Origin of the sequence: Halobacillus sp. A5 (assembly GCF_024189315.1) — a bacterium.
In the GTDB taxonomy this organism is placed as follows: domain Bacteria; phylum Bacillota; class Bacilli; order Bacillales; family Halobacillaceae; genus Halobacillus_A.
Map to the genome: position 1 here is coordinate 1,295,544 of NZ_JAIZEO010000001.1, position 25,195 is coordinate 1,320,738.

Genomic DNA, 25,195 nt, shown 5'->3' on the forward strand with positions numbered 1-25,195 from the left:
TTTTTTCATCTTCATTGTGAAACTATTCATTTTCAACTACTACCGGAAATTGAAAATCCCTGCCTAAATTAAGGCAGGGATTTATCTCTAAGAACGTTTTAAATCTTTTAGAATATTTTGACTGTCACGGTCTTCATTAAGTGTCAGTACTTCATCTACCGGCTGATAGGATTTTCCGTAAAACTGACTGTCTTTATAGGTGTGAATCTCTTCATACATGCGTTTCATTTGTTCATAAATTTCTTCTTCCGTTGCGTCTTCAGGAGACCAATAGAGGATTTCCATTGGGGTAGGTTCATTCGTTGCTAAAGAACGGCGTGTATATCCAATTGATTGAGCATGCTTAAAGTCTTCACGCTGATAGAAGTGAAGTCGTTTTGCAGTATCTGTATCCTCGTAATCTACAGGCTCCACTTCCAAAATAATCGGTTTTCCTTTTGCTTTCATTTTTTCAATCAATTGATGACCCAGGCCCTGACCTCTTGCATTACTGGAAACGTATACATAATCAATAAAAATAAAAGATTCGAACTCTGCATACATCAACACATGATTTTCATCTTCGTCTTTGTAGTAGACATCACTCTTTTCTTTGAGTAAAGTTTCCATGTGTTCCTCGGATTTCATTTCCTCTACAGGGAAATATTGTTTCAATTTCTTATACCAACTCATTGATCTACTCCCTTATCACAGTATAGTCTTATTATAACTGATTCTCATATCATTGTTAAATAACGATAGGTTCTATTCGTTAGTGTGAACAAAAAAGCACTGGATATCCAGCGCTTTCATGTTAAGGTGTATAATCAACATCTTCAGTGTAATTATTTGTGGCGTTCCAAATCAGGTATTCGTTTATACCATTATCCTGCAAAGCTCGTATTTGATCCTCTACTTCAGCTTTACCATATTGGAAAGTGTCTCCTGAGTACAGCCAAGGTGCTTCAAAGTCCTGGAGCCAAGGTCTTGAAACAGGGGCTTCCTCTAAATCACCGAGAATTTGATTCTCTACTTTAGCATACTCATCAATAATGTTATACGGCTCTGTATCTGGTTTATCGATGCCAAAGTAAGGTCCCCAGTGGCTTGGGTAGATCATAGATGAGATTACATCGACATTGGAAGAAATTTTAGGGAAGTTCTGCCCAATTCCAGGTGACTCTTCAATAGTCGCAGCATATCCGAAAATATCTACCGCTACATCCACGTCATAATCGCTTAAGTTTTCCCTAGCGTATTCGACAAAATCAGTGACTGCACTTACCCGCTTCTTAATGTTGTTCTCATCCGAATCAGCATAATCGCCCTGATTATACTCTAACTCTTCATCCCGATTTTCAAAACCTTCAGGGAATCGAACGTAATCGAATTGGATTTCCTGAAAGCCAATTTCTGCTGCCATTTTTGCAATTTCTAAGTTATATTCCCAAACTTCTTTCTCAAAAGGATTCACAAACGCTTCATTACGGCTATTCTTCCAAACTTCTCCGTTCTCTCTAAAGGAAAGCTCCGGGCGCTCTTCTGCTAAAAGATTGTCTTTAAATACAACCACTCGTGCAATTGGATAAATTCCCTTCTCCTCAAGTTCTTCAAGCAGCTTCCTTGGGTCGTCTATGTAAGGTTCTGCAATATCCGCATACGGAGAATCCTCAGGGGGTTCAAAGGAAATGTTTCCATGATCCTCTTTTACATCAATCACCATTGCATTTAAATCCGTTGTTTCGACAAGTTCTGTTAATTCGTCCATTTTCTCTCCGCCGGCTGAAGGACCTGTAACATAAATCCCTCTCACTGCGTCTGGATATTCAAAATCCAGTCCTGAATTAAAAACAAACCTGGCAACTCGATCGGGAATGCCCAATGATTGCAGATTAATTTCCTTCCCGCTGTGGTCTTGAGCATTCAATTCTGCTTTTACTTCTGTATTATGTACGAATGCCGTTGCAGCTATAGCAATAATACCAGCGAAGATGATTTTCCTTAGATGTAATTTCCCCATTCTTACCTTCTCCCACTTTATGTATTTGTCTATTATTTATTATATATAGAGATATCTTCCATGAATAGACTAAACCTCCAACTTTTAGTCATTTTTTTCATAATGTTACCAAATACCTATGACTCACCTATCCTATCACAAACAGAAAAGGACCCCACCTAAGTAAGGTCCCTCTGTTCAAATCAAGTTACGGTGCTGTATTCTTTCTGGTAATGTTCAAATTCTTTAGTTGTACACAAAACCCAGTGATCAGGTCGAACCTCTCTAAATTCAGGCTCCTCGCTCGTATCATGGTCATTCGGGTTGTATGTGAAACGCTCCCGCGAACGTTCGTATACAGGGTCCGGCAGAGGAATGGCCGAAAGTAAAGACTGAGTATAAGGATGAATCGGATTACGATAAAGCTCATCAGCTTCTGCAAGCTCGACAATTCTTCCAAAATACATAACCCCGATACGATCACTAATATATTTAACCATTGAGAGATCGTGTGCAATAAACAAATACGTCAACTCTTTTTCTTTTTGCAGCTGCTTTAACAGGTTTACAACCTGGGCTTGAATCGATACGTCCAGGGCTGAGATCGGCTCGTCGGCAATAATAAAAGAGGGATCCACCGCAAGAGCTCTTGCAATACCGATACGCTGACGCTGACCGCCGCTGAATTCATGAGGATAGCGATTGGCGTGTTCCTTGTTAAGACCTACTGTTTCAAGTAACTCTTCTACTTTCGCCCTTCTCAACTTCTCTGTCTTCTCAAGACCATGAATGTCCATACCTTCAGCGATAATGTCCGACACCTTCATACGAGGATTTAAAGAAGCATATGGATCCTGGAAAATCATTTGCATTTCACGATTGAATTTTTTTAGATCACTTCGGTTTTTCTTCCCGTGAACATTCTCACCATTAAAAATCACTTCACCGTCTGTTGCGTTGTATAAACGAATGATACTTCGGCCAGTCGTTGATTTTCCACAGCCTGACTCTCCAACTAATCCAAAAGTTTCCCCTTTATAAATATCGAAACTGATCCCGTCAACTGCTTTCACTACACTGTGCCGGCCAGTTTTGAAATGTTGTTTTAGGTTTTTTATTTCTAATAGCTTTTCTCTACTCATACACGTTCACCTTTCCTGCTGTCAGAAGACGCCATGGCAGCCATCCGCTTCTTAATAGCTTCCGGCGGGTCAATATCAGGAGCATGCTCGTGCAGTAACCAGGTGGCTGCATAATGAGTCTCAGATACTTTAAATAACGGCGGCTCCTGTTCTCTATCAATCTGCATCGCATATTCGTTACGCGGTGCAAAGGCATCACCTTTAGGAGGATTCAATAAATCAGGTGGTGAGCCCGGAATGGCATATAATTCTGAAACTTCTGCGTCCAGTGACGGCATCGACCCTAACAGCCCCCATGTGTAAGGGTGTTTAGGATTATAAAAAATATCATCAACCGTACCAATTTCGACTATCCTGCCGGCGTACATGACAGCAACTCGATCGGCTACGTTTGCAACAACTCCAAGGTCATGCGTAATAAAGATCGTTCCAGAGTCTGTCTTTTTCTGAATATCTTTCATAAGTTCAAGAATCTGAGCTTGAATGGTTACATCCAGAGCTGTAGTCGGTTCATCAGCTATAAGAAGCTTAGGGTTACAGGCAAGTGCGATCGCGACGACTACCCGCTGCCGCATGCCGCCTGAAAATTGGTGCGGATATTGCTTCATACGGTTCTCAGGATCAGGAATCCCAACTAACTCTAACAACTCAATCACACGACTTTTAGCTGCAGACTTGCTCAACTTTTGATGCTTAATCAATCCTTCGGCAATCTGGTTTCCAACCTTCATCGTTGGATTTAAGGACGTCATAGGATCCTGGAAGATCATTGAAATCTCTTTACCGCGGATCTTCTGCATTTCTTTTTCACTTAGCTTAGCAAGATCTCTTCCTTCAAAAAGAATTTCACCTTCTTTAATTCGGCCCGGCGGCATAGGAATCAGTTTCATTAATGCTTTTGTTGTAACTGATTTTCCAGAGCCGGATTCACCTACAATGGCCAGCGTTTCCCCTTTATTTAAACTAAAGTTAACCCCGCGTACAGCCTGCACTTCACCTCCGTAGGTGTCAAAAGATACATGCATATTTTTAACTTCTAATAGTTTGTCCATATCGACATCTACCTCCTATTCGCGCATCTTCGGATCGAAAGCATCCCGCAGTCCATCTGCCAGCAAGTTAAACGCAATCATAATTAAAGAAATAATTACGGCCGGGAACAACAATATGTGCGGATAGATTTGCAGGGACTGGAACCCATCCTCAACCAATGTACCCAGTGAAGCCAAAGGAGTCGGCAGTCCCAGACCGATAAAGCTTAGAAATGCTTCGAAGAAAATGGCTGATGGAATTGTAAACATTGTATTAATAATGATTAACCCCAGTACGTTAGGAATTAAATGCTTTCTTAAGATTCTTCCATCTTGTGCTCCTAAAGTTCTCGATGCCAGGACAAATTCTTGGTTTTTCAGCTTAAGAATCTGCCCCCTGACTATACGGGCCATTGAGATCCACCCGGTAATCGTCAAGGCAATGATTATCGAGAGTATCCCTGGATCAAGTATGAGGATCATCAGGATTACAATAACCAGGTTTGGCACTCCTACTAAAATTTCAATGAAACGCTGCATGTAGTTATCAACGCGTCCGCCGTAATAAGCTGATATACCACCGTAAGCGACTCCAACAATCACATCTATCGCAGCAGCTAAGAAAGCAATAATTAGCGAGATCCTCGTTCCTTCCCAGGCTCTTGTCCACAAGTCACGTCCTAAACCGTCTGTACCAAACCAGAAGTTCTGTCCCTCCATGTCTTTTGATGCATATACATCATAAACAGCCTCAACTTCGGCTTCTTCACCATTCGATCCATCATTTAATACGTTAGTTTCAATGTGGTCTTCATCATTATTAAAACGCATTAAGGCGTTTGTTTCAGCCTGCTCAAGGGAATCTGCTGTCTGCACAGTACTTAAAGTTCCGTCCATCCCCATCCATTCCAGGCCTTCCACTTTAGGAGGCATCTTTGCTCTTGCCAGGTCCTGCTCGAACTGATCATATTCATTCATAGATGGACCGATAACAGCTAGCAAGATTAAAATGATCAATGCTCCTAATCCAATCATGGCTCCTGTGTTTTTACGAAGCCTTATAAAAGAATCCTTCCAAAACGATAAACTGGGCCGGCTGATTTTTTCACTGTCATCATCTCTCGTATCTACGGGTACGAATAAATCCTTGTTAGGTTTATGATTTTCCATAATAGGTTCTACTCTCCTTCTGCCAGTCGAATTCTCGGATCAATAACTCCATAAAGCAAGTCAATGACCAATACGATGAGGATGAAAAATACAGCAAAAAACAGTGTCGTACCCATTATGATCGGATAGTCATTCGTGTTAATAGATTTAACGAATTGTTCGCCAATTCCAGGAACCGCAAAAATATTTTCTATAACAAGCGTACCTGTCATTAACCCAATTGCAAGCGGACCTAACACTGTAATTAAAGGAATTAATGCATTTCTTACCCCATGCTTAAACACGACTCCAAATTTATTGACACCTTTTGCACGTGCAGTCGTAATATAGTCGGAGCCCATAACTTCAAGCATCTCTGTTCGCATAAAGCGGGCTGCTATGGCAAGCGGGAAAATAGCTAATGCGATGGTAGGCAGGACTGTGTGCTGCCAGGTTCCCCATAGAGCCACCGGAAACCATCCTAGCTTTACGCCAACAAAATACTGAAGGATTCCTGCAAATACAAAGGATGGAATAGATTGTCCAAGAACCGCAGTAAAAGTAGAGCCATAGTCGAGCACTCCATTATGATATATAGCAGAAATTAAACCTAAGAGCATACCTAATATTGTACCGATAATCATGGCTTGAAAACCTAACTGCAGCGATGGCCCGATCCGATCTAATATTATTGTTGTTACTTCCCTGTTATCAAACTGGAAGGACACTCCCATATCGCCTTGCAGCAAATTGACCATGTAGTTAAAGTATTGAACAGGAATCGGCTCGTCCAGTCCATATTTTGCTAATACAATCGCTTGCTGTTCTTCTGATAATCTATCGGCAGAACTCAGCGGTGTCCCCGGTAGAAATTTCATCAGGAAGAATGTAAACGTTGCAATTAAGAACATTGTAATAACCATGTACACTAATCGTTGAGTAATATAGCGTCCCATGACAACACCTCCTATAAGATTAACCCTTGTCGAAACCCCTATAAATTGACTGAAATTTGTCTATTATCCGAATATTCTCATTACAGGGAAAAAGAGAGCATACGCCAACATATGGACATATACTCTCTCCCCTATAAGTTAGCCTATGTGTGGCTCGTTTTATTCCTTACCGTCAATGTGCGCATATTTGTAAGTGTAGTCAGGACCCATTGGGTTCACTCCAACATCTTTTACGTAAGGCTTCCAAAGTTGAGCTGCAGCACGCTGATAAAGAGGTGCAATAACTGCATCTTCTTCGATTAACAGCTTCTCAGCTTCAAGGAAGTTCTCAAAACGATCAACAGGCTCAAGTGCTAATTCATCATTTGCTTCTTCAATTAAAGCATCGTACTCTTCACTGGAGTAACCAGTCTTATTGTTTCCGCCGTCCGTCACCCACATGTTTAAGAAGGTATTTGGATCAACGTAGTCAGGTCCCCATCCAGAGTTTTGAAGATCGTAATCCATTTCTGTATCACGGTCAAGACGCTCCTGGAAAGGTACAGATTGTACATTTACAGTAAGACCATCAAGCTGCTCAAGCTGATCTTTAATGTAAGCATCCATTTGCTGTGCTACTTCAGTATCTCCACCAAGGTAACCAAGCTCAGCTTCCTCGATATCAAGTTCTTCTTTAGCTGTTTCCCAAAGTTCTTGCGCTTCTTCAACATTTGTTTCGATTAAATCACCATTGATTTCACGGAAATCTTCTTCCGTTTCAGGGTGCATGGCAAAGTTTTGTGGAATATCACCAACACCAGGCAGGGATCCGTTATTAAGGATTGTGTCTACCATAGCTTGACGATCAATAACTTTTTGAATAGCTTTACGGGCATTTACATTTCCAAGAATTTCATTTTCCTGGTTCATTTTCAAATAGAATAAAGTTGGTTCTTCTTCTACACGAAACTCTTCAGAAGAACGGTACTCGTCTACAAATTCAGAAGAAAGTCCGACACGGTCAATTTCATCTGTTTCGTAAAGGTTTACAGCAGCAGACGTTTCTTTAACTACGTCTACATTAATTTCTTCTAACTGAACGTTGTCAGCATCCCAGTAATCTTCGTTTTTAACAAGCTTCCAACCTTCACTGCCCCACTCTTCGAATTTGAATGGACCGTTGGATAATAGCGTGTCCGCTTCAAGAGCATAATCTTCTCCATGCTCTTCAACGAATTCCTCGTTCAGCGGAAGAAAAGTTCCAAAAGCTGTTAGTGACTCGAAATACGGAGTCGGTTTTTCTAGAGAAACTTCTAAGGTATAGTCGTCTGTAGCTTCTACTCCAAGGTCTTCAACCTCAGCGTCCCCTGCAGCGATTGCTTCAGCATTTTCAATTACACCACTCATCATATATGGGCCATACTCTGAACCTGTGTCAGGATTTACTGCACGCTGCCATGCATATACGAAGTCATGTGCTGTAACAGGATCTCCATTAGACCAAGTTGCATCTTCACGAAGGTTAAACGTCCAAGTTAAACCATCTTCGCTTTCCTCGTGATCTTCCGCGATCCCCGGTTCAGGGTTGGCATCAAGATCTAAGCGGTATAAACCGTCTGTTGTAGAACCTAACCATTGGAATGCAACAGCGTCAGTCGCCATTGACGAGTCCATAGTCGGGATCTCAGCTGTGTCCGTAATGTTAAGTATTTGTTCGCTATCCCCGCCTGATGATTCTTCTGTGTCTTCTCCGTCACCGCTGCCTTCAGCTTCCTCAGAACCTCCATCTGAGTCGCCTCCGGAACAAGCTGCGAGGAACATTCCCAGTGCTAATAAAAGCACCAGCAAAAACCAATTCGCCTTTTTCATGTAGAAAATGACCTCCCCTAAATAATAAAAATTTTGACGTGGCACGTTGTCCACATATCGAATTATACAAGTTTTCTAACAATTTTGCATTCCTTTTTTTCAAAATTTTTGCTAAAAGCCTTATTTTATTACGTTTGAATGACATAAAATAGGTCTAATTAACTAGTTTATTTTACAATTATTTTGGGTTTAAATTGTTAATTATTCAGATCAATGTATAAAAAAGTACCGTTTATTTGAAATGACTTACATTAATCCAGGTGCATTGTATAACCCATACAATGTTCATTGAATGGGGAATTTTCTGTTATTTACTTCAAATTGAACGTATTTTAAACTCTTCAGAAGTGTTATAATTATTTTAGTTTTTTAGAGAGTGAAGGATGTGTGATGAAGGTGGTACTTGTACGTAATAAATGGGGATTTTTCATCCTGAACCTTTTAGCTGCAGGTTTGCTTTTTAGTCTGCTTGCGCCGGTTTATAATTTGATCGCTTTTATAGATATACTTTTTTATTTGTGTTTCTTTTATCTTTTTGTAGGTTTATTTCTTTGGATCGTTAAAGGTGGATTCTTCGATGCTATTACCTACAGTTTTCGAAGAGTAACTAACCGTGTGGCAAAGAATAAAGATTACCTGGATGACTTTGAAGATAAACCGCTCCCTTCTCAAATGTTCAAAAAAAAGCTCGTTCATTTCTTTTTATTCCAAGGTATTATCCTATTAATTGCACTGCTCATTTTGTTGGTTGTTTATTATCAGGCTTAACAGGAGCTTGCAAAGCACTTCAAAATCATCTATACTTTGTTCAGGATTTTATATTAAAGTTGCGTTGAAGGAGTTAAGTAGCTTTACCAGATGCTTTTTTAGAGAGGCTGTGGATGGTGCAAACAGCTGAGCATTGGTTAAGTGAAGTGGGGCTCTGGAGCAGAACCGCTGATTCGGCGTTATCGAAAATGAGCTGACTTTTTAAATGAAAAGTAATTAGGGTGGCACCGCGAACCAATCGTCCCTTCCATACAGGAGGGATGACTGGTTCTTTTTTGTATACAAATTTAGAGAGGGGAAAGAAAATGAAAACCATTTTTTCAGGGATTCAGCCAAGCGGTACATTAACGCTCGGCAACTATTTAGGAGCGATGAAGCATTTCGTCGAACTGCAGGAAGAATACAAATGTTATTTTTGTATTGTCGACGAACATGCCATTACTGTTCCCCAGGAACGGTTGAAGCTTAGAGAAAACATTAAATCATTGGCGGCTTTGTATTTAGCTTCCGGCATTGACAAAGAACGTTCAACCTTATTTATTCAATCTGAAGTGCCGGCGCACACACAGCTCGGCTGGATGTTACAGTGCGTAAGCTATATCGGTGAACTGGAACGTATGACTCAATTTAAAGATAAGTCTGCCGGGGGTAAAGAAGCTGTAACCTCGGGCCTGCTTACTTATCCTCCTTTAATGGCTTCTGATATTCTCCTATATCAAACAGACATCGTGCCTGTAGGAGACGACCAAAAACAGCATTTGGAGCTGACAAGAAATTTAGCTCAGCGGTTTAACAATAAGTACAACAATATTTTCACAGTTCCTGAGGTTAGAATCCCAAAAGAAGGGGCTCGAATAATGTCTCTACAGGAACCGACAAAGAAAATGAGTAAATCTGATGTTAACCAAAAATCATATATCTCTATGCTTGATGATGAGAAAAAGATTACTAAGAAAATTAAAAGTGCCGTAACCGATTCTGAAGGGGTCGTTAAATATGATAAAGAAAGCAAGCCAGGAGTCTCGAATCTGCTTACCATTGAATCCGTATGTTCTGGCCTGACTATCCGGGACTTGGAAAAGAAATATGAAGGTAAAGGATATGGTGATTTCAAAGAAGGGGTCGCTCAGTCAGTTGTTGCTGTTCTAAAGCCGATCCAGGAACGATACTTTGAGCTCATTGAATCAAGTGAACTGGATGACATTTTGGACCGAGGTGCTGAAGAGGCTTCTTTTAAAGCGGAAAAAATGCTGGCAAAAGCCAAAAAAGCTATGGGTCTTGGGCGTGTAAGAAAGAAATAACAGCTAAAAAGCTTGGATGGATGTTCACATGGTATCTCATCGTTTCTCTATTAGAATCTAGAGAAAAGAGGAAAAAGCGCCGCTTTTAAGGGGGGGCAGACGGAAAGTCTTCTCGGTCACGACAGTTCACTTTTCGCAAATGCCCATAAATTTGTCTATTTGCCCATAAGTTGAAATTATTGCCCGTAAAATATAATTATCGCCCGTAAAATCTTGAAATGACCCATAAACGGCGATAAACGCCCATAAATCGAGAACGCCCCCTTATTCTGAAATTTTTCTCAACAAACTGAAAAAGCCGGAATTGAGTGTAATCACTCAATTCTGGCTTTTTAAATGCTGGCTGGTTTTTTGATATTCAGACTGCCACATAGTTTCAAAGAAAGGCTGCCCTTTTATTAATTTCCCGCACAATTCCTCGTGCTGAGGGCTCCAGCCTTCCATCGTTCCATAATACAACCTCTGCCACGCTGCTTCCGCTGTCAATTCCTTCATTACTTCATATTGAGATGGATCCCATTCGGTCAGCCAGTACCCGACTTCTTCAGGGTGATCCGTATGTCTGAGCTGATCGAGTGCCATCATTAACAACTGTTTCAATTGTCTCTCTCTGCGGGTTAATCCTGCCATTTTTTCTGGAGACAATGATAAGATGTGGTATTCTTTTGGTGTAAGGTTATCTAATTCATAAATGGATGGCCGCTTTCCTTCTACCATATCAAAGACGAGTCTTTCCTGCCGGGGGATTAATCTGCTCTTTTTCACAGGCAGCGAATAACCCAGAGTATCAAATACTAAAACACTTCTGCCGTCAGTGACCACCGCAGCATAATCGATGGTTTTGCGCTCTTGATTCTTCTTCATGTACGTTCTCTTATGGATATCATCGAGTAATGCTTTTGGCAATTCCTGTAGATCATTTTCGATAAATTCAAATAAGTCTTCATCAATCAGTAAAAGAGGAATTTGATCGACTAATTCAATTCCATCTTCTTTACGCCATTCATGAAAGTGACACACATTGTATCCATTCTCTTCTCCTTCAAACCAATTCACCCATAGATCATGCATATATAACATAGCGCAACCTCTCTTTCATACCGTGAACTCTTTAGGTTACATTATGACCAATGTTGGTTTTTTTATTCTTAACATCCATCATTTAGTAAATTATTCTTTCATAAATATAAGGGCAGTCAGGCTGAGAGTAAGTCCAGCCGGAAACAAGTAACATTCTGGCCTGGATTGAATCAGAATAAGAAATTCAAGCCACGTCAGTCCGGCAGGGACCAGGTTTAAGTATGTAATGGTTACTGTTCCACCTGCGACTGATAAACCAAATCCAACTAGCAGCAGCATCCATTGCCACATGGCTTGTCCTCCTTTAACTGCTTTATTCATTTTATGAAAACTTGACGTTTAGGATTCACGCAATATCCGACTTGTTCCTACATATTCCTCTTTACTTGATGAGGAAATAAAGGTAAATTTAGTAGAGGAGCTTATTATGGAAAGGAATGATGTTATGTCAGAAAGACGCTCCTTACGCTCACGCAGAAAGTGGAAGCGTAAAAAAAGATTTTTTATCGCTATTATTTTTCTTATGTTTATTACCACATTAAGTTATGCTGGATACGAATACATGATGGGCAAACAGGAATCCCAGGGAAGAGTTTCCGGAGACGATGGAAGCGAATATTCGATTGATGATATCTCCAGTAAATATAAGGATGAATTTAAGGGCGTTGACAATAATGATGGTAAAACGAACGTTCTTTTACTAGGGGTTGATCAAAGGGAAGATGAGACCCCGAGATCTGATACAATTATGATTGCTCAATATGACGAAAATGGAGAAAGAGCGAAAGTAGCTTCTCTCATGCGTGATATGTATGTCAACATTCCCGGTCATGGCTATAACAAGCTAAACGCAGCCTTTGCGCTTGGCGGACCTGAACTTATGCGTCAGACGATTAAAGAGAACTTCGGTGTCGATGTAGAATACTATTCAATCGTGGACTTTGATGGGTTTACCCATATCGTAGATACTCTTGCTCCAAACGGTGTGGAAGTAGATATTGAAAAAGACATGCAATATAAAGCTTCGGATACCAATATTGACCTTAAGCAGGGGACACATGATTTAAATGGTGAAGAACTATTAGGCTACGCTAGATACAGAAGTGATTCCAAGGGAGATTTCGCTCGAGTTGAGCGCCAGCAGGAAGTCATTAAATTACTCAAAGAAGAAGCAGTTTCCTTTAATGGTGTAATGAAAGCTCCCCGCTTAGTCGGTACACTCCAGCCTTACATTGATACGAATGTAGGAAGTGGAAAAATCTTAGACTTAGGTAAAGACCTTATATTCAACCCGATTGATGATGTTGAAACCTTCAGCTTGCCTGAGGAAGATAACGTCTGGAACGAAAGAAAAGAATATCCAATCGGACTGGTACTGGCTCATGATGAGGAGAAAAGTGCAGAAGCCTTACAGGAATTCTTAAATTAACCAAAAAAACCACATGTGGGAATCATCCACATGTGGTTTTTTTAATGGAAAAGGCGAGAGCTTCGTCATCAGCACCATCTTGAGATCGCTGATATAAATCCATTTCCACTGATTTATTTATGAAATCACGGATATAAAGAGAAAAACGCAGATAAATTCTAAAAACCGCTGATAGCTGGGGGGATTCAGCAATCCTGTGCCCCGTCACCTTCACTCTGCCAGAGGTACCAAAAAAAAGGCTTGCAGAGAAACGAGAGTTTATCTGCAAGCTGAGCGGGCAGATTATAGTCAGTCCGCTTTTCATTTGATCATCATCTACTCATTATATTTTTGAAAAATAAGGGAAACGTTATGGCCGCCAAATCCCAGCGAGTTACTCATAACTGTATTTACTTCCTGTTTTCTTGCTTCATTTGGTACATAGTCAAGGTCGCATTCCGGGTCTGGAGTTTCGTAATTAATTGTTGGCGGCAGGAGGCTTTCGTTAATAGCTTTTAAGGATATAATTGCTTCTACTGCACCTGCTGCACCAAGTAAGTGGCCGGTCATCGACTTCGTTGAGGAAATTGGCAATTTATGAGCATACTCTTCGAATACATATTTTGCTGCTGTCGTTTCAAATTTATCATTTAAGTCCGTTGACGTTCCGTGAGCATTTAAATAGTCTACAGATTCCGCTTCAATTCCTGCATCCTGAAGGGCATGCTTCATCGCACGGGTAGCCCCTTCCCCTTCTGGAGCCGGAGAAGTGATATGATAAGCATCTCCTGTAGAGCCATAGCCAGTAATTTCGCCATAAATTTTAGCGCCGCGTTCTTTAGCGGACTCTAGTGATTCAATTACTAAAATTCCTGAGCCTTCGCCCATAACAAAGCCATCACGGTTCTTATCAAAAGGGCGGCTCGCCGTATTAGGATCTTCATTTAAGGAGAGAGCTCTGGCTGAAGCAAAACCTGCAAATGACATTTTGTTCATTGGAGCTTCTGTTCCGCCTGTAATCATAACATCCGCGTCTCCACGCTGAATGACTTTAAATGCGTCACCTATCGAGTTGGCTCCTGATGCACAAGCCGTAACTGAACACGAATTAATTCCTTTTGCCCCTAAAGCAATAGATACTTGTCCTGCAGCCATATCCGGTATCATCATAGGAATAAAAAATGGGCTTACACGGCGGTACCCTTTTTTCTGAAAGGTTTCGAACTGCGATTCGTACGTATTCATCCCGCCTATTCCAGAGCCGATCCATACACCCGTGCGGTGAGCATTATCTTCATTGATTTCCAGACCGGCATCATCAACAGCCATGTGTGAAGCTGCCACCGCATATTGAACAAATGGATCCATTCGACGGACTTCTTTTCGATCAATATATTGAGATGGGTCAAAGTCTTTGAGTTCGGCTGCCACTTTTACAGGGTAGTCGTCTTTGTTTACTTTTGTAATCTCACCAACGCCTGACTTTCCCTCTTTAATGCTGTTCCACATTTCATCTACATGATTACCGACAGGAGTAACAGCACCTACTCCGGTAATTACGACACGTCGTTTTTCCATTACACTATTCCTCCTTGATTACTTACCCCATCTGAGTGCAACGGCTCCCCAGGTCAGGCCGCCGCCGAATCCGACGAGTACAACAAGATCATTTTCTTTAATTTTACCTGCTTTCACATCTTCTGACAAAGCAAGCGGGATAGATGCTGAAGAAGTATTTCCGTACTTATCAACTTTAACGGACATCTTCTCAACTGGAATACCTAACCGCTCCCTTGCCGCTTCCATTATACGAATATTCGCCTGGTGAGGCACAAGGTAATCCACGTCTTCTTCTTTTAGACCGATTTTCTTCACAACATTTACGGACGATTCCGGCATCTGACGAACTGCAAACTTAAACACTTCCCGACCGTTCATATAAAGGTAGTCGTCCTGATATAAGTGAGGTCCTCCGCTTCCATCAGCCCCCAGTTCGAAGGAGAGAATGCCTTTATCATCACTTACAGGTCCGATAACAGCGGCGCCTGCTGCGTCTCCAAATAAAACGCACGTATTACGATCTTCCCAATTCGTAATCTTAGAAAGCTTCTCCACACCAACTACCAGTACATTTTCGTATGCGCCGGTATCAATATACTGTTTTGCTGTAATTACACCATACATAAATCCAGCACATGCAGCACTAATATCCATAGCAGCTACTTTCCTTGCACCAAGTTTATGCTGAAGCACTGTGGCTACAGATGGAAACGGGTGATCCGGCGTCACGGTAGCCACCAGAATTAAATCAATCTGGTCAGCTGTCAGACCGGCATCATCCAGTGCATTCTGGGCCGCCCGCAAAGCCATATCCGACGTATCCATATCATCGTCGGCGATTCTTCTCTCTTCAATTCCGGTCCTTGTACGTATCCATTCATCACTTGTATCTACGATTTTTTCCATGTCTTTATTCGTTAATACTCTTTCAGGAGCATAGTGACCTACTCCAATGAATCCAGCGTTCATATATTCATCCCCTTAAAGGTAATTATTATCCCGCAAGTCCTGGCAGTGATCCAAGAATGATCTTAGCGGATCCCTGCTTACTTGTAAAATTACCTTTCTTATTTATACTAATTATTATGACTTGGTACTAATTTTAATGTAAAATTCTCCTTTAGGCAAGTCCTTCATCTATAGAAAAACACGGGCATCACCCGTGTTGGCAAAGACATATTGGCTGGTTCTGTTGATTTTATACTTTTATACGAGTCACGTCCCAGATTCTTTCCAGCACCTCTTGCGGCTGTGTTTCCCTATCAGCACTTGAAAAATCTTTTTCTAAAAGTGAAGACAGCTCTCCCTTCATTAAATGGTGAATCACTGCTTCAAAATAATCCCCAACATAAAGAGCTCCCGATTCTAAAATCCAAAGCTTTAAATCATCTATCGTTTCTATTTCCTTATCGTTCATATCCATCCATTCCCCAAATAAAGCCGGAGCATTCAATCTCCACTCGCGGTCATCAGAACTATGAAGCGTTATTATTTTTTCGTCAATCGTGATCCATGGCTCGTCTTTGGTATAATGTGAATGGTTATTCCGTTCTTCAATGGTATTGAAATGTTGAAAATGACTATTTCGGCCAACATACATATACAATTGTTCTTTCTTTCGTGTATTAATTTCACCTACCCCTACAACTTCATGTCCGCTGTGGAGCAGCTGCCTCGCACAATGATAGCCCATCCAGTGAAAACAGTTAAATATGACAACCACCAAACAGACGCCCCCCTTTCTATTTCCTTCTATCATATTCCCGCCCATAATAATTCATGCTTCTTAAAGCGATTCCATATTTATTTTTCTTGATGCTTCTGATAGAATGAACAGAGAATGTGTAAACGAGGTGAGCAGGATGCAAATGATTTGGACCGTATTATGGGCCTTTTTATTAAGTTTAATGATGGCATACGTCGTCAGTAACATGGCAGGAACTGGATTTGCTTTCTCCCAGGTAGTAATTATGACAATTTTATTCAGCATTGCCGCAATTGTACTTGGCGAAGGTGTTATTAAGGAAGAAGCCTAAGCTCCTTAAAGAAAACGTTGCTACCTTTTAGCAGCGTTTTTTTATTGGATTTGGAAGTTTCTTATCCCACGGAATGGTGATGAAAAAAAGAAGCGCATCGTACATATAAAGAAAAGTCTATTCGAATGACTGTAGTTCGTTAGTTCAATCAAGGAGGACAAGCAGCATGGAACAAGTATGGTTGATTATAAAATATTTTTTTCTAGGTATTTTTCAAGGATTCACTGAACCTATTCCAATATCATCAAGCGGGCATTTAGTAATATTACAGGATCTGATGAACTTAAGAATTGAAGGGCTGGAGTTCGAGGTCTTGGTTAATTTCGGCTCGCTGATTGCCGTTCTGATCATCTATCGCGATGACATCGTCCGCTTATTTAGAAATGGTGTCGGCTATCTAATTACGAAAGATACCCGTCAGAAGGAAGACTTTGAATTTGTTATTTATTTAGTAATTGCCACCCTTCCTGCAGGTATTATTGGTATCTTGTTTAAGGATTCTTTTGATGGGTTGAAAGAGCAGACTTATGTAGTAGGCATTACTTTAATAATTACCGGGATCGCCCTCTGGTCCATTCGTAATTTACGCGGACGAAAAGGTGACAGTGCACTGACCTGGAAGGACGCCTTAATTATTGGATTTGCGCAATCTGTCGCGCTCGTTCCAGGCATAAGCCGTTCGGGGGCTACAATTGTTGCGGCTATGATGCTGGGCACGAAACAGGAGACCGCGCTGCGATTCTCCTTCCTGTTGTTTATTCCAGTCAGTGCCGGTACGATGCTGTTATCAATCGGAGACCTTCTCGAAGATGATTTAGCATCTTTATGGCCGAGCTACCTTGTAGCATTTGCGGCATCCATAGCAGCCTCCTATTTTTCTTTAAAATGGTTCATGAATATTATGGCTCAGGGAAATCTTAAATACTTCGCGATCTATTGCTTTATTGTAGGCGGTCTTGTCTGGTTCTTCTTATAGAACCCGCAGGATGCACCCTTCATGCAGATGATTAGTATTTCGAGTTTTCTCCGCTAAAAAACCGTCTCTTTAGATCAAAGAGACGGTTTTTTTATCCCCCGCTCACCGGTGGAATAAAAGCGATTGTATCATGTTCCTTAATGGTTTCGTCGTTTGGGGCGAACTCCTCATTAATTGCTGTCATGGACTGGTGGACTTTGCTAAGGTTATATTCCTGCTCAATATATTCCTTCAACTGCTTAATACTCTGTCCTGCAGCCTCAATTTCAATGGATTCTTTCCCTACGTTTTCCTGCAATTCGGCAAAAAATAAAATTTTATTCAAGAAATGTCCTCCTCTTCGGGCTTTCCCGCTGCGTAGGCCTTTGTTTCTTTCTGATTCCCTATCCACTCTTCTCCATCTTCCCAATGTTCTTTTTTCCAAATGGGCACTATTTCTTTGATGCGTTCAATGGCATATCTGCTGGCTTCGTAGGAGTCTGCCCGGTGCGGCGTAGACACGGCGATCACAACTGCAATATCCTCAATCTCAAGTCGTCCTGTGCGATGAATAATAGCGGTTTCTGCCTCCGGCCATTTCTCCGAGATTTCTTCACCAATTTCCATCAGCTTCTTTTCGGCCATTGATTTGTAGGCTTGATATTCTAAATAGAGTGTCCTCTTACCCTGCGTTATTTCCCTTACGGTGCCGATAAAAGTATTTACAGCTCCCGCTTCAGGCCGGGTAACAAGGCTTACCGTCTTCTCGATGGAAATGGGTTCCTCAGTAATACAGTAATGACGGCTCACTTTCTTTCCTCCTCTATTATGTAGTTATATATAGTTTCCATGTGGTCCTGCCAGAAGTTGATGTCAAAGACAGGTACGTCCACATTAAGTGCTATAGCAGGATCCCATACGATTATGAACTTAATATTCGCCAGCTTAAGCAATCCTTTATCCTCTTCGCTTTTTATCAATACAACTTTAGGATAGTTTTCATTTTTAAATCCTTCAATTAAAATCAAGTCGGGATTCAAATAGGAATACCAATGAATAAGTTCGGGCAGGGAAAGCTCCCTATCAATCATTATTTGAGTTTCATACGCCCCTGTAACACTCATGGCATAGGCTCCGCTGCCGTATAACTGCAGGCTGTCTGTATCTCCATGGTCTTGAGCCAGCGGTTCTTTATGTCCATGATGCTTAATACACACCACACGTTCCAATTGACTTGCATAATTGATCATTGCCTTCAGCCATGTGGTTTTTCCACTATTTTTATAACCGGCCACTTGAAAGATCACAGGCGGCAATCCCTTCACGTCCTTCCCCTTCGTAAACAAAAACCCCTTCCAGCATGGGAGGGGTTAAGTTTATCAATCTGGAATGCCTAATGCTATTTTAGCATATCGGCTCATGCGGTCTTTTGTCCAAGGCGGATTCCAAACGATGTTAACGGTCACTTCGTTAACCTCAGGAAGATCTGCGAGACAGCGTTTAACATCCTGTTCGATATGACCGGCTAATGGACAGCCCATGGCTGTTAATGTCATTGTCACTGTAGTATTGCCGTTTTCATCCATGTCAGCTCCGTATACGAGACCTAAATTGACGATATCAATACCAAGTTCTGGGTCAATTACATTTTCAAGGGCGCCCATAACATTTTCTTCGAGTGCTGCATCCATAATAGTACCCCCTTCTTATTAGTTCAAGTTCTATTATAAACAAAATTCTTCATAGATTAAACCACTAACGTCTACAGAACAATTTCAAGCCAGTTCACCATTTCTAAAACAGCAAAACGGCTGACTTTATGATCGACTCCTACTTCACGGAGAAACCTTATATTCTCAGGGTTTTTATACTCTTCCACAATTTCATTATAGAAGTCATAAGAATGTTCAAACGGGACGACTGGGTCTGCATCCCCATGCCAGAAAAAAATCGGCCGTTTATTTAACTTATTTTTGTTAGCCGAAAGATCAATACTATGGAGAGAGCTGTATAAGACATTCAGGTCTGTTTCGCTGATTGGAAGCTGAATCCCGGTTAATTCTACATCTTTGATTAACTTCTTAGCGAAATCTACAGGCTTAGGTGTGCCCATCATGACCGCTGCTGCCTGGATCCAGGGATACATGGTCATAGCTGCACTGGTGGTTACTCCACCCATTGACGTTCCTCCGACTCCAAAGCGGCGGTTAAGGATTAGATCCTGTTGGTCCATTCCGTCTTTTATTTCTTGTAAATCCTTTAGGTTCTGATAAACAATATCCCAGAATTTAAAGCTGAGCTCTTCTTTTGATAAGTCATCAGTCCGTTCCCCGTGATATAAACTATCCGGAAGAACAACACGATAACCTTTTTGCGCAAGCAGGAAAGCCTGCGGGAGATTGTGTTCTTTTGCAGAAGTAAACCCGTGAAAATATGTAAAAACAGGGAGCGGCTGCTCATACTTAGCTGAATCTACAATCACCAGGGCCGGTATGTTCTTTATGGTTTCCCGATATATGCCTATCATGTATTCTGATCCTTTCTTACAATCTTTACATGTACTTCATCGAAAATTACATGTTCTTTTGTATAATTAATATCGTAACACCAGGACTTGCTATAGGAAAGGATTAGGCACTGAGATTGCATTCGCATTTTATTACCGCTAAACTGTTACTATGAATGAGGTGAAAACAATGAAAAATCAACATTTAATCGCATTAGATCTTGATGGAACACTCCTGACAGATGATAAACAAATCAACCCGGAAACCAAAAAGGTTGTTCTCAACGCGATCGACAATGGTCATGTTGTATGTATCGCAACAGGGCGTCCGCACAGGGCAAGCATTAATTTTTACAACGAACTGGGATTAGAAACTCCTATGGTCAATTTCAACGGTGCTCTCATCCACCACCCTAAAAATAGAAATTGGGATGCTCTTCATTCCCCTCTTTCAATCCGGACTGCTCATAAGATTATACACAAGTGCCATGAATTAGGCGTTCGTAATATACTCGCGGAAGTAAAAGACACGGTATATTTGGATCAGTATGATGCAGAAATAATGGAGATCTTCCATACCAACGATGATAACCCTGTAAACGTGGGAAACCTTCAATCAAATCTTCAGGATGATCCTACTTCATTATTGATTCATCCAGAAGAAGAAAAAATCAAAATACTCCGCGAAGAGCTGGATACCCATGCTGAACTCATTGAACACCGTAAATGGGGTGCTCCCTGGCATGTCATTGAAATTGTCCGTGCAGGTATGAATAAAGCGGTAGGGCTTCAAAAAATTGCTCATTACTATCATATCCCGCAGGACCGCATTATTGCATTTGGTGACGAAGACAATGATTTTGAGATGATTGAATATGCCGGGATTGGCGTGGCGATGGGAAATGCGATTCCCGAACTTAAGAACATGGCCGATTATATTGCCGACACAAATGAACAAAATGGTATTGGTGAGTTTTTAACAGATTATTTAAAATTAAACCGTAAAGCCATGTAAGTTATTTTTTTCCTTGAGTAACCTTATGGACCGTGGTCATACTAAGCTTGGACGCACAAAGCGTTCAGGCTTTTTTTGTGACAGGAGGCGAATGTCATGGATAAGCAAAACAAAGATGACAAACGTTGGACTGAAGTACGTCCCTTTGACGAACGTCAAATGGAACCAAAGCGCCTTTCCGACGCGAAGCGTAAGGAAATGGAAGCAGACCAGCATACAGTAGGAGGGTTTTAAAATGGCCAATTCCCTATTTGAAAACGCGCGTAATGCGGTAAGCCGCATGAGACAAGGGCGCCAAAAAGGTGAACATGCAAGCCCTGAAGAAATGCAGGCTGCAAAACAAGCCATTCAATCTGCATATAGTCAATGCACTCAAGAAGAGAAGCAAGAGCTACAGCAGTTAGAACAGAAGCTTGAAGCCGAACACAACGGTCAGCAGAACAGCCAGCAAAATAACATGCGTTAAATCATCTGGATCAGACTCTTTGCGAGTCTGATCTTTTTTCCTGTTCCCTGGCAATGACTTCTGTAAAGCTTTAGATTGTGTGGCGTGAAAACCATTGGAATTTATTAATCGGAAGGTAAAAAAAATCAGGCTGCCATGAAAATTCACGGCAGCCTGATTTTTTTTACGTTCGATAATAGGACGATTTTAAGACCACAGCATATAAAAGGTGGCCCGCCATCCAATAAGCAACGGCAGTCCCATCTGTAATCGACGGGGTGTCTTTAATTGCCAAATACGTCAGCGGGAAATAAGTTAATGCAGCCATGCCTGATAATATTACAGCAGCACCCCACAGCCGATTCGGAGCGGCTTTCATTCTTCTCATAAAAAGAAAACAATAGAGTATGCCTATTCCCCACGAGATAACCATGTGAAACAGCCATTCCATAAAAACCGGCCAGTGAATGCTGCCGACAATCGGAATAAAATCCACGTTCATTAACAGCGTATACACCCTTACTCCTGTAATCAGTTCAACGAACCACATATACATACCCAATGCAAGACCTGATGTAGTTCCAGCATATATTCCCCACCTGACGAACATAGGACACCTCTCCCGATGATGCTAGTACTTTTCCTGCTTTCTAAGCTCCCGCAGCAACTCTTCTAGAACACGCCGCAGATGTCCTTCATCACATGGGTTATCTAAATTTCTGAAATATAACGCTCTTAGGAAATGCTTACTGTTATTGATAATAATCTCCTCGGCGGGGTCATCCCAGCTTTCCCGCAGATACAGTAATGTTTCCAGCCACTCCACTCTTTCTCTATCTTCAATCTTTTTAAACATTGTCATCACTGCCGTTACCATGCGTTCTTCTTCATCAAATAAATAAGGCTGGTCGATCAGGAATTGCCTCCGGATCACGGGCAGCATATCGATCACTTCCTGGCGTGTAATTTCCTCACACGCCGCCACACTTTCCAGGGCATCAGCCGCATGAGCCATGGAATGGGCCCAGCCCTTACCTTGAATGTAGCCCCGGTGATCTTTTTCTTGTTCCATATACCTCTTCAAATTATCCCACACCCGGTGAACTTCCGCTTCATTAAGCAGACCCGTCTGCCGGTGTTTTTTCATTATCGGTGGAATAAGCTGCACAGAGTAGCTTCGTTTAAACACAGCATTTTCTTCTTTGGCTGACATCTTAATTCGGTAAAATAAATAGTTTTTGTTTAATACGGAACGGAGTATATTTTTAAGCTGGTCACTATTGTAATAGTCCCGTTTTATAAAGTTAGTAAATATAGTATGAATTAATTCATCTCTAAGCACTGGATCGGGCGTGCCGATGCGCTGAAGCATTAATGTAGTTAGTTCAGATAAATTCTGTCCTTGAGAAATCTCAAAATTATTATCCTTGATCGGCTGAAGTACATCTATTAATCTAGCTTCCATATCATACCTCCCTGAAAGTGTTGATATTGTACCATACTACTATGGAGATTTAGAAACATAAAGGCTGCTGGTTTAGAGTTTGCCTGTTTTCTGCTAAAATAAGTGAGTACAAGGAAGATAGGAGGAATAATGATGGCGATCACAGTAGAAGAAACACCGAACCCGAATGCCCGTAAATTTACAACAGATTCGCTTATTTTTCAAGGAGACGGCAGCGTATCCGTCATGCCCGGCCAAAAGAGTGAATACGACATTATGAACCAGCTGATGGAGCTTGATGAAGTCGATAATGTTTTTGGCTTTCAGAACTTCATTACAGTAAATCGCCTTCCTGATGCAGATTGGGAGGTACTTACTCCGAAAGTTGAAGGGATATTAACTGAATTTGGTTACTAAAAAAGGCTGACATTACGTCAGCCCCCAGGCTGTCGATCCTCTCGACAGCCTTATTTATTGATCTTTTCGTCTTTCCCCTTGCAAACTTATTGACTTCCGTCGTTGCACTACACTTCATTTTTTAAGCAATTATAAAAAATCCTCTCCATCTGGCAGCAGTTCTTCTTAGTCTAACCATAGAGTTATAAAAAAAGCCTGTAGAGAACACAGTGGTTTCTCTACAAGCTGAAAACAGTCATGATATACATAAGCATTGTTTGCTATTGATCAAAATTATCCAATGGAACAAAATTCATGTTGATCGGTTGATCTTCACCGTCACGGTCAAACATTGTCATAATGAGCGAGCCTCTTTCAGGAAGTTCATCTTCACTTATCGAAATATCCAACTCAAAAGGTGACCACTCCGCCTCTGGATCATCAACCTTAGCGGATTTTTCATTCATTAAAACGTTATGTCCATCTTCTACCGTATAGAAAAACTCGCCGCCCGTCACTTTCGCTTCGCCTGTGATGGTGTATTGCCCATCATCACCACTTAACGATAAGTCCCTGAAAATTTCTTCTCCATCAGCGGAAGCTTCAATGTCTTCTCTTACTTCTTCCGTTTCACCTTCCACGTCGTTTGAACTCGCTTCCTCTTCCGTTCCGCCTTCGCCCACTGTCACCGATTCAGTGATTTCAAACGGCTTTGTTTCTAGAGGCTGATCATTAACTGACGTTACCAAAAATGACATAGTTGCATCGTACTCACCTGGAGGAAGGTCTTCATCAAAGGTTTCATTCGCTTCAAGCTGGTCTCCCGGCTCAAGCTCTTCGGTGGTCAGCTGTTGAGAAAAAGCCTGCTCATTTGAGTACTTATAGACTTCCTCTCCTTCTGAATCCTCCAGAATAATTTCGTACTTCTGACTCGAATTAAAGCCTAAAATTATAGGGTCTTCGGCATCATTAGTAATATGGAAATTGAAATCGATTCCCCCGTCGGACTCCTCTACTTCTGCATCAAAGCTTAATTGCTCTATTAAATTCACGATGTTCTCTGGATCAGGCTGCTCGCCTGACTCTTCCTCTGAGGATTCGTTTTCATCATTGCTCTGCTCCTCCTCACTTGAATTATCATTTGTACATCCTATTAAAAACACAACTAGAAAGCCTGCCACAACAGGAGCCCACTTCTTCAGTGCCAACACATCCTTTTCTCCGTTAACTTATTTATCATCTTTTCTAAAGAATCCAAAGATACCTGTAGTTTGAACGATATTCGTAAACGCCTGCGGGTCTACATCAGAAATAATTCCCTGCAAGTCATAAAGTTCATAGCGGGTAATAACCATGACTAACATATTTTTATCTTGTTGAGTAAAGGCACCTTTAGCCGGAAGCGTCGTAATGCCCCGCACCATCTTCGCATGGATCGCCTTCTCCAGATCGGCTGCTTTGGTAGTAATTATCATCGCTGTCAGTTTTTCGTGACGTGTATGAATCGCATCAATCACCCGTGTGGTTACATAAAGGGTCAACAGCGTATACAGCGCGTTTTCCGGTTCATAAAGAAACCCTGCTACAGCAATAATAGCACTATTTATGATTAGAAAATAAATGCCAATAGGACGATCTTTCATCCGGGATAAGATCATGGCTACAATGTCAAGTCCGCCAGTGGAAGCACCCCATTTCAGCGTAATCCCCACACCGAATCCGCCCAGCACTCCGCCGAACACGGCGTTAAGGATTATATCCTCTGACAGCTGCTGGACTGGAATTACTCCTAAGAAAAAAGTCGTAAAGGCTACAGAAATAGCACTATAAACTGTAAACCCTTTACCTACTTTAAACCAGCCTAATATCGCAACAGGAATATTAAGTATAAATAAGATAAGACCTGTACTTACTCCGGGAACGTTCAGGAAATCCTGAAAGATACTTGTCATCAACTGGGCAACCCCAGTAAACCCACTTGCGTACACATTGGCTTCAATTAGAAATAAGTTCAAGGACATCGCGTTAAATACAGCACCAATGAATACAATTAGAATTCGTTTAATCTCAAATGAAAACATGCCAACCTCCTAACTAGCTTAAAGACGCTAACCTTTTTTTATCACCGTTAATATTGAAAATCAAGTCTTCATTATCGTTTCCCACAATAATGAGGC

Annotated in this window: 31 protein-coding genes and 1 other annotated feature; of the genes, 9 read left to right on the forward strand and 22 right to left on the reverse strand. The window is 41.3% G+C overall.

Going from position 1 to position 25,195, the window contains the following annotated elements; translation table 11 throughout:
- Positions 1–87: 87 nt before the first annotated feature.
- From LF822_RS06885 to LF822_RS06915, 7 genes are all read right to left on the reverse strand, one after another.
- On the reverse strand, positions 88–672 hold the full coding sequence (locus tag LF822_RS06885; RefSeq protein WP_253923203.1) for a GNAT family N-acetyltransferase: 585 nt from the start codon (positions 670–672) through the stop codon (positions 88–90).
- Positions 673–793: 121 nt separating this feature from the next.
- Positions 794–1,999, reverse strand: a complete 1,206-nt coding sequence (locus LF822_RS06890) for a putative glycoside hydrolase (RefSeq protein ID WP_253923204.1) — start codon at positions 1,997–1,999, stop codon at positions 794–796.
- Between the two features lie 182 nt (positions 2,000–2,181).
- Positions 2,182–3,120, reverse strand: coding sequence for an ABC transporter ATP-binding protein (locus LF822_RS06895; RefSeq protein WP_253923206.1), 939 nt, complete (start codon positions 3,118–3,120; stop codon positions 2,182–2,184).
- Complete coding sequence (locus tag LF822_RS06900) at positions 3,117–4,172, reverse strand: ABC transporter ATP-binding protein (protein WP_253923208.1); 1,056 nt, start codon at positions 4,170–4,172, stop codon at positions 3,117–3,119. The genes LF822_RS06895 and LF822_RS06900 overlap by 4 nt, the downstream gene beginning before the upstream one ends.
- 15 nt (positions 4,173–4,187) lie before the next feature.
- On the reverse strand, positions 4,188–5,321 hold the full coding sequence (gene opp3C / locus LF822_RS06905) for an oligopeptide ABC transporter permease (protein WP_253923209.1): 1,134 nt from the start codon (positions 5,319–5,321) through the stop codon (positions 4,188–4,190).
- A gap of 8 nt (positions 5,322–5,329) precedes the next feature.
- On the reverse strand, positions 5,330–6,256 hold the full coding sequence (opp3b, locus tag LF822_RS06910) for an oligopeptide ABC transporter permease (RefSeq protein WP_253923211.1): 927 nt from the start codon (positions 6,254–6,256) through the stop codon (positions 5,330–5,332).
- Between the two features lie 159 nt (positions 6,257–6,415).
- Positions 6,416–8,104 (reverse strand): peptide ABC transporter substrate-binding protein, encoded by a 1,689-nt coding sequence (locus LF822_RS06915; RefSeq protein WP_253923212.1) that lies wholly within the window; start codon positions 8,102–8,104, stop codon positions 6,416–6,418.
- Between the two features lie 390 nt (positions 8,105–8,494).
- On the opposite strand from LF822_RS06915, the gene LF822_RS06920 reads away from it, so the two are divergent.
- Complete coding sequence (locus tag LF822_RS06920; RefSeq protein WP_253923214.1) at positions 8,495–8,872, forward strand: DUF3899 domain-containing protein; 378 nt, start codon at positions 8,495–8,497, stop codon at positions 8,870–8,872.
- Between the two features lie 55 nt (positions 8,873–8,927).
- Positions 8,928–9,121, forward strand: a binding site (T-box leader).
- Positions 9,122–9,177: 56 nt separating this feature from the next.
- The gene (gene trpS, locus LF822_RS06925; RefSeq protein WP_253923215.1) at positions 9,178–10,173 is read left to right on the forward strand and encodes a tryptophan--tRNA ligase; all 996 of its coding nucleotides are present in this window, start codon (positions 9,178–9,180) and stop codon (positions 10,171–10,173) included.
- Between the two features lie 318 nt (positions 10,174–10,491).
- Here trpS and LF822_RS06930 read toward each other — a convergent pair whose 3' ends face one another.
- Complete coding sequence (locus LF822_RS06930) at positions 10,492–11,253, reverse strand: DUF3603 family protein (protein WP_253923217.1); 762 nt, start codon at positions 11,251–11,253, stop codon at positions 10,492–10,494.
- Between the two features lie 90 nt (positions 11,254–11,343).
- Positions 11,344–11,544, reverse strand: coding sequence for a YuzI family membrane protein (locus LF822_RS06935; RefSeq protein ID WP_253923219.1), 201 nt, complete (start codon positions 11,542–11,544; stop codon positions 11,344–11,346).
- Between the two features lie 136 nt (positions 11,545–11,680).
- Between LF822_RS06935 and LF822_RS06940 the strand changes: the two genes are divergently transcribed.
- The gene (locus tag LF822_RS06940) at positions 11,681–12,682 is read left to right on the forward strand and encodes an LCP family protein (protein WP_253923220.1); all 1,002 of its coding nucleotides are present in this window, start codon (positions 11,681–11,683) and stop codon (positions 12,680–12,682) included.
- Positions 12,683–12,704: 22 nt separating this feature from the next.
- Here LF822_RS06940 and LF822_RS06945 read toward each other — a convergent pair whose 3' ends face one another.
- The 4 genes from LF822_RS06945 to LF822_RS06960 form a co-directional block, all read right to left on the reverse strand.
- Positions 12,705–12,986: a hypothetical protein gene (locus tag LF822_RS06945; protein ID WP_253923221.1), complete on the reverse strand. Its 282-nt coding sequence runs from the start codon at positions 12,984–12,986 to the stop codon at positions 12,705–12,707.
- Positions 12,987–12,997: 11 nt separating this feature from the next.
- Positions 12,998–14,239 carry a beta-ketoacyl-ACP synthase II gene (fabF, locus tag LF822_RS06950; RefSeq protein WP_253923223.1) on the reverse strand — a complete coding sequence of 414 codons (1,242 nt, stop codon included), beginning with the start codon at positions 14,237–14,239 and terminating at the stop codon, positions 12,998–13,000.
- Positions 14,240–14,257: 18 nt separating this feature from the next.
- Positions 14,258–15,190 carry a beta-ketoacyl-ACP synthase III gene (locus LF822_RS06955; RefSeq protein WP_253923225.1) on the reverse strand — a complete coding sequence of 311 codons (933 nt, stop codon included), beginning with the start codon at positions 15,188–15,190 and terminating at the stop codon, positions 14,258–14,260.
- Positions 15,191–15,419: 229 nt separating this feature from the next.
- Positions 15,420–15,947, reverse strand: coding sequence for a hypothetical protein (locus tag LF822_RS06960; protein WP_253923227.1), 528 nt, complete (start codon positions 15,945–15,947; stop codon positions 15,420–15,422).
- Positions 15,948–16,089: 142 nt separating this feature from the next.
- On the opposite strand from LF822_RS06960, the gene LF822_RS06965 reads away from it, so the two are divergent.
- Positions 16,090–16,257, forward strand: a complete 168-nt coding sequence (locus tag LF822_RS06965) for a DUF2929 family protein (protein WP_371925840.1) — start codon at positions 16,090–16,092, stop codon at positions 16,255–16,257.
- A 166-nt stretch (positions 16,258–16,423) separates the two neighbouring features.
- Positions 16,424–17,233 (forward strand): undecaprenyl-diphosphate phosphatase, encoded by an 810-nt coding sequence (locus tag LF822_RS06970; RefSeq protein ID WP_253923230.1) that lies wholly within the window; start codon positions 16,424–16,426, stop codon positions 17,231–17,233.
- Positions 17,234–17,324: 91 nt separating this feature from the next.
- Here the strand turns inward: LF822_RS06970 and moaD are convergent, their stop codons facing one another.
- From moaD to LF822_RS06995, 5 genes are all read right to left on the reverse strand, one after another.
- On the reverse strand, positions 17,325–17,558 hold the full coding sequence (moaD, locus tag LF822_RS06975) for a molybdopterin converting factor subunit 1 (RefSeq protein WP_253923232.1): 234 nt from the start codon (positions 17,556–17,558) through the stop codon (positions 17,325–17,327).
- Positions 17,555–18,022: a molybdenum cofactor biosynthesis protein MoaE gene (locus tag LF822_RS06980; RefSeq protein ID WP_253923233.1), complete on the reverse strand. Its 468-nt coding sequence runs from the start codon at positions 18,020–18,022 to the stop codon at positions 17,555–17,557. The genes moaD and LF822_RS06980 overlap by 4 nt, the downstream gene beginning before the upstream one ends.
- Complete coding sequence (mobB, locus tag LF822_RS06985) at positions 18,019–18,537, reverse strand: molybdopterin-guanine dinucleotide biosynthesis protein B (RefSeq protein ID WP_253923235.1); 519 nt, start codon at positions 18,535–18,537, stop codon at positions 18,019–18,021. Before mobB ends, LF822_RS06980 begins: the two co-directional genes overlap by 4 nt.
- Positions 18,538–18,591: 54 nt before the next feature.
- The gene (locus LF822_RS06990; RefSeq protein WP_253923237.1) at positions 18,592–18,903 is read right to left on the reverse strand and encodes a metal-sulfur cluster assembly factor; all 312 of its coding nucleotides are present in this window, start codon (positions 18,901–18,903) and stop codon (positions 18,592–18,594) included.
- Between the two features lie 71 nt (positions 18,904–18,974).
- Positions 18,975–19,739: a prolyl oligopeptidase family serine peptidase gene (locus LF822_RS06995; protein WP_253923239.1), complete on the reverse strand. Its 765-nt coding sequence runs from the start codon at positions 19,737–19,739 to the stop codon at positions 18,975–18,977.
- A gap of 169 nt (positions 19,740–19,908) precedes the next feature.
- Here LF822_RS06995 and LF822_RS07000 point away from each other — a divergent pair, with 169 nt between their 5' ends.
- From LF822_RS07000 to LF822_RS07010, 3 genes are all read left to right on the forward strand, one after another.
- Entirely contained in the window at positions 19,909–20,733 is an 825-nt protein-coding gene (locus LF822_RS07000) for a Cof-type HAD-IIB family hydrolase (protein WP_253923241.1), read from the forward strand.
- A gap of 96 nt (positions 20,734–20,829) precedes the next feature.
- Positions 20,830–20,967 (forward strand): hypothetical protein, encoded by a 138-nt coding sequence (locus tag LF822_RS07005; protein WP_188376605.1) that lies wholly within the window; start codon positions 20,830–20,832, stop codon positions 20,965–20,967.
- Position 20,968: 1 nt separating this feature from the next.
- Positions 20,969–21,199 (forward strand): DUF3813 domain-containing protein, encoded by a 231-nt coding sequence (locus tag LF822_RS07010; RefSeq protein ID WP_253923243.1) that lies wholly within the window; start codon positions 20,969–20,971, stop codon positions 21,197–21,199.
- 163 nt (positions 21,200–21,362) lie between these two features.
- Here LF822_RS07010 and LF822_RS07015 read toward each other — a convergent pair whose 3' ends face one another.
- Together LF822_RS07015 and LF822_RS07020 are read right to left on the reverse strand one after the other, a co-directional pair.
- Positions 21,363–21,788: a hypothetical protein gene (locus tag LF822_RS07015; protein WP_253923244.1), complete on the reverse strand. Its 426-nt coding sequence runs from the start codon at positions 21,786–21,788 to the stop codon at positions 21,363–21,365.
- A 21-nt stretch (positions 21,789–21,809) separates the two neighbouring features.
- Entirely contained in the window at positions 21,810–22,643 is an 834-nt protein-coding gene (locus LF822_RS07020; protein WP_253923246.1) for a DUF2785 domain-containing protein, read from the reverse strand.
- A 132-nt stretch (positions 22,644–22,775) separates the two neighbouring features.
- Between LF822_RS07020 and LF822_RS07025 the strand changes: the two genes are divergently transcribed.
- On the forward strand, positions 22,776–23,039 hold the full coding sequence (locus LF822_RS07025; RefSeq protein ID WP_253923247.1) for a NifU N-terminal domain-containing protein: 264 nt from the start codon (positions 22,776–22,778) through the stop codon (positions 23,037–23,039).
- A gap of 260 nt (positions 23,040–23,299) precedes the next feature.
- On the opposite strand, the gene LF822_RS07030 is transcribed toward LF822_RS07025, so the two are convergent.
- Both LF822_RS07030 and LF822_RS07035 read right to left on the reverse strand, forming a co-directional pair.
- Entirely contained in the window at positions 23,300–24,229 is a 930-nt protein-coding gene (locus tag LF822_RS07030; protein WP_253923248.1) for a BsuPI-related putative proteinase inhibitor, read from the reverse strand.
- A gap of 18 nt (positions 24,230–24,247) precedes the next feature.
- Positions 24,248–25,099, reverse strand: coding sequence for a YitT family protein (locus tag LF822_RS07035; RefSeq protein WP_253923250.1), 852 nt, complete (start codon positions 25,097–25,099; stop codon positions 24,248–24,250).
- Positions 25,100–25,195: the final 96 nt, after the last annotated feature.

Coding starts and splice junctions, on each gene's coding strand:
- LF822_RS06890 (WP_253923204.1), bottom strand. CDS start 1,999: ATGGGGAAATTACATCTAAGGAAAATCATCTTCGCTGGTATTATTGCT.
- LF822_RS06965 (WP_371925840.1), top strand. CDS start 16,090: ATGATTTGGACCGTATTATGGGCCTTTTTATTAAGTTTAATGATGGCA.
- LF822_RS07005 (WP_188376605.1), top strand. CDS start 20,830: ATGGATAAGCAAAACAAAGATGACAAACGTTGGACTGAAGTACGTCCC.
- LF822_RS07015 (WP_253923244.1), bottom strand. CDS start 21,788: ATGTTCGTCAGGTGGGGAATATATGCTGGAACTACATCAGGTCTTGCA.
- LF822_RS06940 (WP_253923220.1), top strand. CDS start 11,681: ATGGAAAGGAATGATGTTATGTCAGAAAGACGCTCCTTACGCTCACGC.
- LF822_RS06970 (WP_253923230.1), top strand. CDS start 16,424: ATGGAACAAGTATGGTTGATTATAAAATATTTTTTTCTAGGTATTTTT.
- LF822_RS07010 (WP_253923243.1), top strand. CDS start 20,969: ATGGCCAATTCCCTATTTGAAAACGCGCGTAATGCGGTAAGCCGCATG.
- fabF (WP_253923223.1), bottom strand. CDS start 14,239: ATGGAAAAACGACGTGTCGTAATTACCGGAGTAGGTGCTGTTACTCCT.
- LF822_RS06900 (WP_253923208.1), bottom strand. CDS start 4,172: ATGGACAAACTATTAGAAGTTAAAAATATGCATGTATCTTTTGACACC.
- LF822_RS06885 (WP_253923203.1), bottom strand. CDS start 672: ATGAGTTGGTATAAGAAATTGAAACAATATTTCCCTGTAGAGGAAATG.
- trpS (WP_253923215.1), top strand. CDS start 9,178: ATGAAAACCATTTTTTCAGGGATTCAGCCAAGCGGTACATTAACGCTC.
- LF822_RS06955 (WP_253923225.1), bottom strand. CDS start 15,190: ATGAACGCTGGATTCATTGGAGTAGGTCACTATGCTCCTGAAAGAGTA.
- LF822_RS06930 (WP_253923217.1), bottom strand. CDS start 11,253: ATGTTATATATGCATGATCTATGGGTGAATTGGTTTGAAGGAGAAGAG.
- LF822_RS07020 (WP_253923246.1), bottom strand. CDS start 22,643: ATGGAAGCTAGATTAATAGATGTACTTCAGCCGATCAAGGATAATAAT.
- opp3b (WP_253923211.1), bottom strand. CDS start 6,256: ATGGGACGCTATATTACTCAACGATTAGTGTACATGGTTATTACAATG.
- LF822_RS06945 (WP_253923221.1), bottom strand. CDS start 12,986: ATGAAAAGCGGACTGACTATAATCTGCCCGCTCAGCTTGCAGATAAAC.
- LF822_RS06995 (WP_253923239.1), bottom strand. CDS start 19,739: ATGATAGGCATATATCGGGAAACCATAAAGAACATACCGGCCCTGGTG.
- LF822_RS06935 (WP_253923219.1), bottom strand. CDS start 11,544: ATGTGGCAATGGATGCTGCTGCTAGTTGGATTTGGTTTATCAGTCGCA.
- LF822_RS06895 (WP_253923206.1), bottom strand. CDS start 3,120: ATGAGTAGAGAAAAGCTATTAGAAATAAAAAACCTAAAACAACATTTC.
- opp3C (WP_253923209.1), bottom strand. CDS start 5,321: ATGGAAAATCATAAACCTAACAAGGATTTATTCGTACCCGTAGATACG.
- LF822_RS07025 (WP_253923247.1), top strand. CDS start 22,776: ATGGCGATCACAGTAGAAGAAACACCGAACCCGAATGCCCGTAAATTT.
- LF822_RS06920 (WP_253923214.1), top strand. CDS start 8,495: ATGAAGGTGGTACTTGTACGTAATAAATGGGGATTTTTCATCCTGAAC.
- LF822_RS06990 (WP_253923237.1), bottom strand. CDS start 18,903: ATGGATGCAGCACTCGAAGAAAATGTTATGGGCGCCCTTGAAAATGTA.
- LF822_RS07000 (WP_253923241.1), top strand. CDS start 19,909: ATGAAAAATCAACATTTAATCGCATTAGATCTTGATGGAACACTCCTG.
- LF822_RS06915 (WP_253923212.1), bottom strand. CDS start 8,104: ATGAAAAAGGCGAATTGGTTTTTGCTGGTGCTTTTATTAGCACTGGGA.
- LF822_RS07035 (WP_253923250.1), bottom strand. CDS start 25,099: ATGTTTTCATTTGAGATTAAACGAATTCTAATTGTATTCATTGGTGCT.